Raw genomic sequence first — 12,659 nt, 5'->3', positions numbered from 1 at the left:
GGTGATTAGATGACTGTTGTAAATGGTTTTTCTAAAACAATAATACCATCTGGAAACTCAAAAGAAAATAGTATCAAGAGAGCAAATGAAAGTTCTGAAAATATGAAAGATGAGTCTTTAATGAAAGTTTGTAAGGACTTTGAATCTTTATTTATTCATATGATGCTAAAAAGTATGAGAGCTACTGTACCAGATAATGGATTAATTCCAAAGAGTACAGCTACTGAAATGTTTGAAGATATGCATGATCAAGAAATGGCTAGTGCAATAGCTAATAATGGAAATGGATTTGGAATAGCTCAAATGTTGTATGATCAAATGAAAAGTTCACTAGCATATAAACAAAATTTATGATATTACTAACTAACATATATGAAAAGTTATTCATAGTTTTAAAACTTATAATTATATAATCACTAAATAAAGGAAGATGCAATTCATCTTCCTTTATTTTTTATTAGGCTTAAATTAATATTAATTTCAAAGTTCTAAACTTTATCTATAATTAATCACAAAATTATCACAATTAAAAACTACAATGTTAATATAAGAGGGACACTCAAAGACTAAAAGACTATGTTTTAAGCATTTAAAAATTGAGAAATAGAAGTATACGGAGGTGGTAGATAAAAAATAAAACATAAACTTAGTTGGCATAGTTTTATGTTTAAATTCTAAAGAAAAAGAAAATTATAAGATACTTATGAAAAATTTGAAAGAATAGCAAAAAAATATTTTTAATTTAATGTACTGTTAATAAATTAGTATGTGACTAACTTGTTATTTGTTAAATTTACGATTTACTCCCACTATTTTAAAAGTAAACTTATGTAATACTCTTATTTCTGTAAATATTTTATTTGAGAAAAAGTTAAGATATTTTCCGAATTGAAAAAAATGAAGACAATGAAAGCCAAAAGTCAACAAAGAAAAGATACCTACAAAAAGAAGGCACACATTAGATATATCTAATATGTGCCTTCTTTTTTCTAACTTAATAGTTTTATACAAGAAGTCATACACTTATTTTATACGTACTATCTTAGTAGTATGATAGCTTTTTAGATTAAATGGTGAATCTTGATTAATTGATAGATTTTGTGGATTTATATTTTTAATATCTACGACATATGAATCATTTGATGATAGCAATTCTTCTATAAAAGGAAGACCCGGTGCATAAATGAAGCTTCCTTCAAGCTTCAATGATTTCAGTAGTTCCATATATTTTTTAGCATATAATTCAAACTGACTATTAGCTCTTAAATGATGATGAATAAAATGATTTGAAAAAGCCATATGGGAGATTACAGTTCCCCAAGTATTTGGTTTGAAATTACATTTAAGCCAATTAGCTTTATATAGGTAACTAGTTTTATCTACATTTCTATCTATTCCAAATGCTTCAATTCCGTTTTTTCTAAGAAAACTGACTAAATTTGCATTTGAACCACATCCAATATCTAAGACAGGCTGACGAATTGTATTTAAATTAATGTTTAGTAATTTCATTTGGAATTCAGGAGAATATTCAGCACATTTTATTGTGAACAAATGTGGACTTTCTTTGTATTTTTCAAATATTTCAGTACCATTTGAATCTAGTAAGAAGGTTTGTAAATTTTTATAATGAGAACTAAATAGATCATCAATTTCTTTATCAGATATTTGTTTGTTATGACTAAATAGATCATAAGCTCTATCGTATGCCTCACTATAGATTTTTTGAAGATTAAGATAATCCTCATAGCTGAAATTCAAATATTGATTAACTTTCATAAATAGTTTGATAACATTACTTGAAATATGCGCTAGTAGTTGTTGATGAGTGCCATTTAACTTTGCAAATTTTATGAAGTCTGCGATTATTTTAGTTTTTTGTTTTAACAAATCAGATGTTTCTCTAGAAGGACTCAATACAAGTCTTCCATTGGATAGAGTATAAAAAAGACTTTTGTTCTGATTGTAGATTAACTGTTGATCAGTTATATGATAAAAGTCTACTAATGTAAACATAATCTCCTCCTTTTCTCTTGTTGAGTCTATAAAACTAGTGGACAATTAATTATACCTATTTTAAAAGTTTAAATAAATTACTTAAGCTACCTTTGAACAATAAAGTATATACGTTTATTAGTGTCATATATTCTTCGTTCTTAGGTAGCTTTATCCCTTCATTGATCCTTTATTTGATTAGATTTTCTTTTTTTATTGTATTCAAAATATATTTTTGTACCCTTATTTAACTCACTTTCTATACCATATTCAAATCCATGCATTTCAAATATACTTTTTACAATAGACATTCCAAGTCCTGTACCATTATTATTTCTCTTTCTTGATTTATCTACTTTATAGAATCTATCCCAGATATTTTCGAGTTCTTCTTTTTTTATGCCTATACCTTCATCTTCTACTTCTATTCTTACTTTGCTTTTTGATTCCGATGCCCTTAAATATATATTTTTATTATCTTCAGTATGATTGATACTATTTACTACAAGATTTAAAATAGATTGAAATATCTTTTCATAGTCTCCTTTAATATAAATGTTATCATCTGCTTGAATATTTAAAGTTAAATTTTTTTCATTTAAAAAATAACTTAGCTTATGATCTATACATTTGAAAATATCTAATATGTTTATATCACTTACATCAAGTTTAGAATTATTAGACTGAATTTTTGACAGATAAAGTATATCTTCTACCATTAAATTCAATGTGTTTACTTCTTCAAGTATTATATCTAGATCTTCTTTAAGGGCTTGTTCATCTTTATAGTCAATATCTCTTATTGCTTCTGAATATGCTCTTACTAAACTCAAAGGAGTTTTCAATTCATGAGATATATTTGCTATAAGCTCTTTTCGCAAATTTTCAATTTGAGATAATTCTTCACTCATCTTATTTATGGACTCTGCAAGTAGTCCTATTTCATCCTGGCTTTTTATATTTATTTTATGATCGTACTTACCTTTAGATATTAATTCTGTAGCTTTCTTTATTTTTAATATAGGATTAGTAAAAGATCTTGCAAGAATAAATGCAAGTCCAGAAGATAATACAAGAGATATTATAGCAATTATTCCAAATTGATTTTTTAGTATATAAGTAGTATTAGAAATACTCTTAGTATTAGTGAAAAAAATAGAATATCCTAATGCTACTCCTTTTTCTTTATAAGGAACACCTACTATTATTGCTGTAAAAGAGTCATTTGTACTTTTATCTTTTATATTTGCAAGATAGTTAAACTTTCTATTACTGTTTAATTTTCTATTAATAAAAACTAAATCTTGTATAGATAAGCCATCTATAATAGCATTATTAGCTATATTAAATGTAAGCTTCCCATTTCTTATTTCACTTCTTTTTATAAATATAAAAGACTCATCTTTACTTAGATCCACAGAATATACATTTGATGAGTCTGTTATAAATCCAAGAGAATTTTCATACAGCTCTTTATCTTCGAAATACTTCTGTGATATTAGAGTATTTAAATTAGCGCCACTCTTATAATAAGAGTCTATTTTTTCGTTTATATAGAATCTATCTAAGAAAAATATATTAAATATAAAAAAAGTTAGTAGTATGATTATAACTAATGATGTTATAATCATCCAGAGCTTTTTCTTTATACTTGTCATTTAATCACCAGCTTTAAGCTTATATCCTTTCCCCCAAATAGTGTGAATAAACTTATTCTTCTTACATAGCTTCTCTCTTAGTTGTTTAATATGTGTGTCTACTGTTCTTAAGTCTCCATAAAAGTCATAGCCCCACACACGATCTAACAATTGTTCTCTTGAAAATGTAATGTCTTTATTTTCACATAAAAAGACTAGTAAGTCATATTCTTTTGGAGTTAACTTTATTTCGTTATCATCTAAATATACCTCATTGGAAAGAGTATTTATCTTAAGATTTTTAATACATATTAATGTATCATTTGTATTTTCTACTTTATTATTAAAATTATTTACTCGATTTAAAATAGCTTTTATTCTTGCTATTAATTCTTTTGGGCTAAATGGCTTAACCATATAGTCATCTACACCTAGTTCAAATCCAAAAAGCTTATCATATTCTTCACCCCTAGCAGAAAGCATTATAATGGGCACACTAGAGGTTTTTCTTATTTCTCTACATACAGTCCAACCATCTATATTAGGCATCATTATATCTAATAAAATGAAGTCAAATTCATTCTCATTAAATATCTCTATAGCTTCTTTACCATCTTTTGCTTCTTTGACTTCATAGTTTTCTGCTTCTAAATACTTTTTTATTACTTTTCTCATTCTCTCTTCATCTTCTACAATAAGAATTTTTAATGTATTCAATTATATCCTCCTTTTAATATCTTTTTAAAGAAAGGACAACAAAGTCACTAATTATTATTTAATTTAATTACTTTAATGAAAATATATCTTAATTATATCAAATAAGTCAATATGCTTATTTTAACATAATATTATAATATAGGTAAAATTAACGGTATTCATTTCTTTTAACATTTTCACAGTTGTGATATTATTAACACGTATTATGAAATGACTAATTAACAAGTTATATAATAGGCTAAGTAGTTTTAAATATGAATCGCTAAATGTAGTTATAAAATACTAAAAGGAGTGAATAGCGTTGATACTTAGTAATGTTCTCAATCAAACTATAATACTTTTTATACTTGTAATAGTAGGATATATTATAAAAAAAATAAACATATTAACAGACGATCTGATAAAAGGATTTTCAGAGTTTATATTAAAACTAACTTTACCATTATTGATTATGGTATCAATGGATAGGGAGTTTTCAAAAGATAGGTTAATATTTACTGGACTAATATTTGGAATAAGTGTTGTTATTTATTTTATGAAGACATTCATAAGTACATTATTTGTAAAGATGTTTTCTATAAAAGAACCTCAAAAAGGCGTTTATAAAATGCTTATAATTTTTTCTAACTTAGGATTTATGGGGATTCCTGTTATAAATGCAATGTATGGAGAAGAGGGGGTTTTTTATGCAGCCATACTTAATATAGTTTTTAATATATTTTTATGGACTATGGGAGTGGAAATAATTACATCTTATAGTAATAAGGAAAAATGTACTGAGAATGGTATTAAGAAACTTTTATTAAACCCAGGAATAGGTGGAGTAATGGTAGGATTAATATTATTTTTAACTCCTTTAAAGTTACCACAAATGTTATATGACCCAATGTATATGATAGGAAATACAACAACTCCATTAGCTATGATAGTAGTAGGAGGATTGTTGGGTGGAACGAAAATAGATTCTATGTTTAAAAACTATAAGCTAATAATAGCTTCAATTACTAGAACTGTTATAATACCTTTAATATTACTTGGAGTATTTATGATATTTAAACTTCCTAAGATGATAGCAGGTGTAATTATAGTATCAGATAGTATGCCATCAGCAGCTAATGTTGCTATATTTGCTAGAAGATATGAGTCAGACTATGACCTTGCTTCTCAAGGAGTATTTATTTCAACATTGATAAATATGGCCACTATACCTCTCATATTATATTTATTTTCAAAAATATATGGGTTATAATTAAGTAGATTATAATATATAAAGGGGGAGAAGTAGTGATAGATAATATACAGATTCAGAATCTTATACCTCACAGATATCCATTTTTATTAGTGGACAAGGTAGTAGAAATAGAAGAGGGAAAAAGAGCTGTTGGAATAAAAAATGTTGCAGCTAACGAACCATTTTTTCAAGGACACTTTCCAGGAAATCCAATTATGCCAGGAGTACTTATAGTTGAAGCCATGGCTCAAGTAGGAGCAGTAACACTTATGACTATTGAAGAGAATAGAGAAAAACTAGCAGTGTTTACAGGAATAGATGGAGTTAGAATAAAAAAACAAGTTAGACCTGGAGATACACTTAGAATGGAAGTAGAATTGGTTAAATTTAAAAGAGGAATAGGGGTAGCAGAAGCTGTTGCTTACGTAGATGGAGAAATTGCTTGTAAAGGAACACTTATGTTTGCACTTATAGATCAAAAATAGAATAGTTAGAAAAAAGCTGAACTTTTAGTTCAGCTTTTTTTATTTATATAGATATTTTATTTAAATATATTTTAAATTATTATGAAAGCTTAAATCTAAACGTCATGAAACTCAGATTGTTTGATAATTATATTTCTAATATACAATAAATTCACATAAGATTTACTATGTTAGTTTTATATAAGTTAAAATACTGAATAAAAAACTAATGAATTGAATATCAGTAAAAGGATGTGGTAGTGTATTAGTTTTTTACAAATAAATAAGGAAGGAGAATGTTAATGGTTAAGAAACTTAAAAGTATCTTTTTATTAATTAGTTTGTTTGCATTTACTTTTATAATTCAAGGCTGTTCACTAAGTAATCAAAAAGCTAATAGTAATGATGTTATACAAATTAACTATGGACATGGATTTATGCCAGAAACACCTCATCATAAGTCATCACTTAAATTCAAAGAAGAGGTAGAGAAAAAAACCAATGGTAAAGTTAAAGTAAATGTTTTTCCGAGTAGTCAACTTGGAAGTGCAAGAGAAATGTTTGAAGGGTTACAACTAGGCACACAAGAGATAGCATTAGTTCCTACTGCTAGAATAAGTGGATTTGCACCAGAACTACAGTTATTTGATTTACCTTTTTTATTTCCTTCCAGGGATACTGCTTATAAATTAATGGATGGTAAAGTAGGAAATGATTTGTTAAAGACATTAGAAAAACAATATGTAAAAGGTGTAGTATTTTATGAAGATGGATTTAAACACTTTACTTCAAATAATAAAATAACAGAAGCAAAAGATTTTAAAGGACAAAAATTTAGGACTATGGAGAGTCCTATAGTTATGAAACAATTTAAATCTTTAGGGGCAAATCCAGTACCTATAGACTTTGCCGAGCTTTATAATTCACTTCAGCTAGGTGTTATTGATGGTCAAGAAAATCCACTAGTTACAATTGAAAATATGAAGTTTTATGAAGTTCAAGATTATTTATTATTAAGTGAACATGCATATTTAGGACATGCATTATTATTTAATGATAACTGGTTTAAAAAGCTACCTAAAGATATACAAAAAATACTCTATGATACTGGTAGAGAATTAGCAAAATGGCAAAGAAAAGAGGTTCAAAAGGAAGAAGAAAAATATTTAAAAACAATAGAAAAGTCAGGAACAAAAATAATAAAGCTTAATGAAAAACAGAAGAAAGAATTAAAGAAAATAACTAATCCTGTACATAAGGAGTATGTAAAAATGTTTGGAGATAAGATATTAAACGATGCATATAGAGAAATAGAAAGATTAGAAGGAAATGAAGTCACTAACTAAGATAATGCAAATAAGGTTGTTTACTTATGTATAAGTGAAATATTAAAGGAGGGAAACTATGAATTCTTTTAATAGAATTTTGTCTAAGATAGAACAATATTCATGTGCTATCTTATTGTTGTTTATTACAGCATTATTGTTCGTTAACGTAGTCTTAAGACATATGGGCCTTGCTTTAGATTGGGTAGAGGAATTCTCAAGATATGGAATCATATGGATCACTTTTGTAGGTTCTAGTATTTGTATATACAAGGGAGCACATATAGGAGTAGATGCTATAACTACAATATTAAGAGATAAAGGAAAGAATATATTATCTTTGATTACAGTAATAATTTCAATTATTTTTACGTTATTGCTTACAATAAAATCATTTTACATAACAAAAGTAGTTTTTGAAACTGGACAGGTAAGTTCAACTTTAGAAGTTCCAATGGTATACATTTATGGTGCAATGCCAGTAGGTGGAGTTTTAATGTTATTAAGATTTATACAACAATTTTTTATTAGCGTAAGAACTCTTAAAAGGGGTGAGTATTAATGAGCTTAGCATTATTTGCTATTTTAATTGTGCTTCTTATCGGTAGTACTCCAGTTTATGTAGCTCTAGGATTAGCTTCAGCTATTGCTATTGCATTCTTTACTCCAATTCCTTTAGAAATTATATCTCAACGTATGTTTGCAGGAATAGATAAGTTTTCACTTATGGCAGTTCCATTTTTTATACTAGCAGCTAATGTTATGAAAGGTGGAGGTCTTTCTATAAGGATATTAAACTTTGCAAAGGCTTTAGTAGGACATCTCAGAGGCGGACTGGCAATGACAGTGGTTTTAGCTTGTATGTTTTTTGGGGCAGTTTCAGGGTCTAGTCCTGCTACAGTGATTGCTATTGGATCGTTAATGCTACCTGCTCTAATAGAAGGTGGATATGGAGAAAAGTTTTCTATTGGATTAATAGTGTCCAGTGCTGCAGTTGCAGTAATAATTCCTCCAAGTATAGGTATGATAGTTTATGGTTCAGTAACTGGTGTTTCTGTTGGAGATTTATTTATAGCAGGGGTTATACCAGGTATAGTATTTGGTGGGGTTTTTATTATATACAGCTATTATTATGCTAGAAAGAATAATATAAAAACAGAGAAAAGAAGTAGTGCTAAGGAATTACTTAAAGCTTTAAAAGAAGCTGGATGGGCGTTAGGAATTCCTGTGATTATAATAGGAGGAATATATGGTGGAATATTTACACCTACTGAAGCAGCTGCTGTTACTGCAGTATATGCAATATTTATAGCATTATTTATTTACAAGAATTTAACTGTAAAAGAGCTATTAAATGAAACTATAGAGTCTGTTGTTGGAACAGCACAGGTTATGATTTTAATAGCGGCTGCATCTGTTTTTGGATGGGTACTTACAAGTCAACAAGTACCGCAGACATTAGCAGAATCACTAATAAATCTAAGTAATTCAAAACTTGTAATACTACTCATAGTTAATATAATATTACTAATTGTTGGAATGTTTGTTGATCCTGCATCTTCAACAACTATTTTAGCTCCTTTATTCTTCCCTTTGGCATTGAAATTTGGAATAGACCCTATTCATTTAGGAATTATTATGGTTGTAAATGGTGCTATAGGAATGTTTACTCCACCGTTTGGACTTAATCTATTTGTTGCAACTGGAATATCTGATTTGTCTATTAGTAAGATAATTTCAGGAGTAGCTCCATTTATAATACTAAGTTTAATAGCACTTCTTCTTATAACTTATATACCAAAATTATCATTATTTTTATTATAAATATTATGATTATTTAAAACTAGAATTGAAGTATGAAATTATAGATGGAAAGAACCTTATATTCATGATTTTATATTAAAATTTTTAGATTTGAACGTACATAATTACTTTAATAAAATTTTAAATTATTAATTAATTCTATAATTCTAAATATGTATTGCAAAACTTCCTAAATCTAATTATAATACATCTATGATAATATATTACAAATATTTACTTTATTGTATATTTATTATCAAAAAAATAATATTATCCAAATAGGAGGTTAAAAACAATGAACAGATTTACTAAGAAATTATTTGTATTATTTACAGCTTTAAGTATGTTGTTATTAAGTGTTCCTACTTTTGCAGAAGGAGATCAACCTGTTTTTAAAGATGTGCCAGCTAATCACTGGGCAAGTGAGTATATCGAAGCACTAGCTTTAGGAGAAATTCTAACAGGATACTCAGATGGAACATTTAAACCTGAAAAAAGTATAACAAGAGCAGAATTTACAACACTAATAGTTAGTTTAATTGATGAAGAATTATCTACATATGAAGGTGACTTTACAGACGTTAAAGCTGGAGAATGGCATGCAAATTACATAGCTACAGCTGTAGAATATGGTCTTATAGCTGGATATTCAGATGAAACGTTTAAGCCAAATAAAAGTATATCAAGAGCAGAAATGGCTGTTATAATGAGTAGACTTTTTGAAAGTGAAACTAATTTAACAGCTGAACAAACTACACAAATATTATCACAATTTAAAGATAATGCAAGTATACCAAGTTGGGCTAAAGCTGATTTAGCTAAGGTTGTAAAAAGTGGACTAATAAGCGGAATGAGTAAAACTGAATTTTCACCAAATAGCACTGCAACAAGAGCGCAAGCAGCTACAGTTATATACAGAGCAGCTGAGATTTATGGAGAAGAATAGAAACAAATTTTTACATAAAGTAGATTTTAAGCCTGTTTTTTATACAGGCTTATTTTTTATTTTAGTTTTGTGTAAAACATATATAGTATTTTCTGATAAGACTTAGAAATATAAGCTTAATTATAGATTAAGTTATAAAAGAGGTGTATAAATATGAGATATATTTATATTAATTTAGGAAACTTAGATACTAATAAGAAAACCAATTTATTAAACTACTATTTTGATAAAAGTGACTTAATAATTGCCTATATAAACAGAGAATACGAAAATGAAATTTATAATAAAATTATGAAGATTGATAATATTCATGAAGAGAAACATGATTCCCTTAAATCAAAACTATCTATCAAAGTAAATGATGATGTAAAAAAAGTAATGTTTAATAACGATCTGTTTGCTTATGATATTATTAAAGATTCTAAAATTATTGTTTCTTTAAGTGACTGGGAAGATTTCGTGATAGAAAATATATATGATAATGATATAAAAAGTTTGCATGATATAGGATTAGATAATAAAGACTTTGACGTGTATGATACTCCTAAAGAGACTATAATTACTGATTTTGATGAAAATTTAATTAATACATTAATAGATGAATTAAAGAAAATATAATTGGTTTTTTACTACAAAAAATTATATTAACAACTTTATTGTTATAAAGTATATAAAATTAAAAAGTACATATTGCAAAATTATTTGGATGTAAGTATAATACATCTATGATAATGTGTAGATGTCTTTACTTTATTAGCTACATATTATTTAAAAATACAATATTACCATAAGACGGAGGTTAAAACACTAATGAACAAACTTACTAAAAAGTTACTTGTATTATTCACAGCATTAAGTATGTTATTATTAAACGTTCCTACTTTCGCATCAGCAGAAATCGGACCAAAAGTAAATATCAATAATTCCTCTGAAGTAAAGGCATTTAGTAGTGCAGGACAACCTAAATTTAAAGATGTACCATTTACACATTGGGCAAGTTATTATATTGAAATATTAGCCTTAGCAGGAGTTATAACAGGACATCCAGATGGAACTTTCAAGCCTGAAACAAGCATAACAAGAGCTGAATTTGCTACAATTTTTGTAAATACATTTTATGGAAAAGAAGGCTTGGTTGAATATGAAGATGAATTTAAAGATGTTAAAGCTGGAAAGTGGTATTCAAATCATATAGCAACAGCTGTTTATATGGGAGTAATAAGTGGATATGAGGATGGTACATTTAAGCCAGATAAAAGTATATCAAGAACAGAAATGGCTGCTATAATAAGTAGTTACTTAGAAGATGATGTTACAGTAACATCTGAAGAAACTACAAAAATATTATCACAATTTAAAGATAGCGGAAGTATACAAAGTTGGGCTAGAACACATGTAGCTAAGCTTATAAAAAGTGGAATCATGAGTGGAATGAGTCAAACTCAATTTTCACCAAATGGCATAGCAACAAGAGCACAATCAGCTTCAGTTATATATAGATTAGTAGAATTTTATATATAAGAAAAAAAGCCTGTAGTAAGAGTAGACTTTAATCTACTTTATTACAGGCTTTTTTATATCATTAATAATTTACAATTAACCTATTTTACTTTTTTATATGTGTATATGCTATAATATATGAAATGTAACGTTTTGGTAAGGAGGTAATATATGAATTCACAGCTTGGAATTTGCATATATAATGTAGGGACGGACTATATAACTGAACATAAATTTAAAAGAATTCAATTATGTCATAAATTTTCAAATGCAAGTGACATAACTTCATTACTTAAACTTAATAAAAATTATCCTATAAGGGTAAGTTATCATGCACCTGTTTTTCACCAGGTTGATCCAACTTTAACTTACTACTTAAGCAAAAATATGAGGTTAAGGGAAGCAACTTTTGAAATATTAGAGATAAATTTAAAAATGGCAACAAGTTTACCAACAGACTATGTAGTTGTACATTTTACTTCAAGGGCTATGGACATGGATATTAGTGATGAGGAATTGAAAGAGCTTGCAAAGAAAAGTATAAAAAGAATAAATAAGTTAAGTATTGCATATAAATTACCTATATATATAGAGTATGCTGTATATAATGATAGGCTTAGAATGCCTCAAGAATGGGTAGATCTAGTTAAAGACTATGACAATCTAGGATTATGCCTAGATATAGGACAGCTTTATAATGTATGTAAAGATTGTGATTTAGACTATTTTAAAGAACTTGAAAGATTACTTCCATTTACAAAGGCTATTCATATTTGGAATACAAAATCAAATGAAGATTTAGAAAAGTATGGATATATACCTGTTCATCCTAGTCAAAGCAAAGAAGATGGATGGATTGACATAGAAAAGACACTTGAAATATCACTACTATATAATGAAGATATGTATATAATATTTGAACCAAATTTTAAATATAAAGATAAAGAATACTTTGAAGAGGGAGTCAAATGGGTAAACGAAATGGTCTGTAAGTTTACTAATGTTAGAAAAACAGCTGAAAATTTATAAACTTAAGGGAGG

13 protein-coding genes are annotated in these 12,659 nt (G+C 27.4%); 10 read left to right on the top strand and 3 right to left on the bottom strand.

All coding sequences use genetic code 11. The annotated features are described in order from the left end of the window. The first annotated feature begins 9 nt into the window (after positions 1-9). A complete protein-coding gene (locus CLPU_RS02605) occupies positions 10-354 on the top strand; it encodes a rod-binding protein (protein ID WP_050354086.1) in 345 nt (114 codons plus the stop codon). A gap of 669 nt (positions 355-1,023) precedes the next feature. Here the strand turns inward: CLPU_RS02605 and CLPU_RS02600 are convergent. From CLPU_RS02600 to CLPU_RS02590, 3 genes are all read right to left on the bottom strand, one after another. Beyond that, positions 1,024-2,016 carry a class I SAM-dependent methyltransferase gene (locus tag CLPU_RS02600; RefSeq protein ID WP_200898452.1) on the bottom strand — a complete coding sequence of 331 codons (993 nt, stop codon included), beginning with the start codon at positions 2,014-2,016 and terminating at the stop codon, positions 1,024-1,026. 158 nt (positions 2,017-2,174) lie between these two features. Continuing rightward, the gene (locus CLPU_RS02595; protein ID WP_050354085.1) at positions 2,175-3,653 is read right to left on the bottom strand and encodes a sensor histidine kinase; all 1,479 of its coding nucleotides are present in this window, start codon (positions 3,651-3,653) and stop codon (positions 2,175-2,177) included. Further along, positions 3,654-4,349 carry a response regulator transcription factor gene (locus tag CLPU_RS02590; protein WP_097677526.1) on the bottom strand — a complete coding sequence of 232 codons (696 nt, stop codon included), beginning with the start codon at positions 4,347-4,349 and terminating at the stop codon, positions 3,654-3,656. Positions 4,350-4,650: 301 nt separating this feature from the next. Here CLPU_RS02590 and CLPU_RS02585 point away from each other — a divergent pair, with 301 nt between their 5' ends. The 9 genes from CLPU_RS02585 to CLPU_RS02545 all read left to right on the top strand — a co-directional run bounded on the left by CLPU_RS02585 (position 4,651) and on the right by CLPU_RS02545 (position 12,647). Beyond that, on the top strand, positions 4,651-5,598 hold the full coding sequence (locus CLPU_RS02585; protein WP_050354084.1) for an AEC family transporter: 948 nt from the start codon (positions 4,651-4,653) through the stop codon (positions 5,596-5,598). A gap of 35 nt (positions 5,599-5,633) precedes the next feature. Further along, positions 5,634-6,065: a 3-hydroxyacyl-ACP dehydratase FabZ gene (fabZ, locus tag CLPU_RS02580; RefSeq protein WP_050354083.1), complete on the top strand. Its 432-nt coding sequence runs from the start codon at positions 5,634-5,636 to the stop codon at positions 6,063-6,065. A 281-nt stretch (positions 6,066-6,346) separates the two neighbouring features. Further along, complete coding sequence (locus CLPU_RS02575; RefSeq protein WP_050354082.1) at positions 6,347-7,390, top strand: TRAP transporter substrate-binding protein; 1,044 nt, start codon at positions 6,347-6,349, stop codon at positions 7,388-7,390. 58 nt (positions 7,391-7,448) lie between these two features. Further along, the gene (locus tag CLPU_RS02570; RefSeq protein WP_050354081.1) at positions 7,449-7,931 is read left to right on the top strand and encodes a TRAP transporter small permease; all 483 of its coding nucleotides are present in this window, start codon (positions 7,449-7,451) and stop codon (positions 7,929-7,931) included. Then, complete coding sequence (locus tag CLPU_RS02565; RefSeq protein ID WP_050354080.1) at positions 7,931-9,193, top strand: TRAP transporter large permease; 1,263 nt, start codon at positions 7,931-7,933, stop codon at positions 9,191-9,193. Before CLPU_RS02570 ends, CLPU_RS02565 begins: the two co-directional genes overlap by 1 nt. 274 nt (positions 9,194-9,467) lie before the next feature. Beyond that, positions 9,468-10,118: an S-layer homology domain-containing protein gene (locus CLPU_RS02560; protein ID WP_050354079.1), complete on the top strand. Its 651-nt coding sequence runs from the start codon at positions 9,468-9,470 to the stop codon at positions 10,116-10,118. Positions 10,119-10,271: 153 nt separating this feature from the next. After that, positions 10,272-10,736, top strand: coding sequence for a hypothetical protein (locus CLPU_RS02555; protein WP_050354078.1), 465 nt, complete (start codon positions 10,272-10,274; stop codon positions 10,734-10,736). A 192-nt stretch (positions 10,737-10,928) separates the two neighbouring features. Further along, entirely contained in the window at positions 10,929-11,639 is a 711-nt protein-coding gene (locus CLPU_RS02550) for an S-layer homology domain-containing protein (RefSeq protein ID WP_050354077.1), read from the top strand. A gap of 150 nt (positions 11,640-11,789) precedes the next feature. Continuing rightward, positions 11,790-12,647: a sugar phosphate isomerase/epimerase family protein gene (locus CLPU_RS02545; protein WP_050354076.1), complete on the top strand. Its 858-nt coding sequence runs from the start codon at positions 11,790-11,792 to the stop codon at positions 12,645-12,647. The last annotated feature ends 12 nt before the right edge of the window (positions 12,648-12,659 follow it).

The sequence above is a fragment of the Gottschalkia purinilytica genome (assembly GCF_001190785.1).
Lineage (GTDB): Bacteria > Bacillota > Clostridia > Tissierellales > Gottschalkiaceae > Gottschalkia_A > Gottschalkia_A purinilytica.
This window is presented reverse-complemented; position numbering and strand designations above follow the sequence as displayed.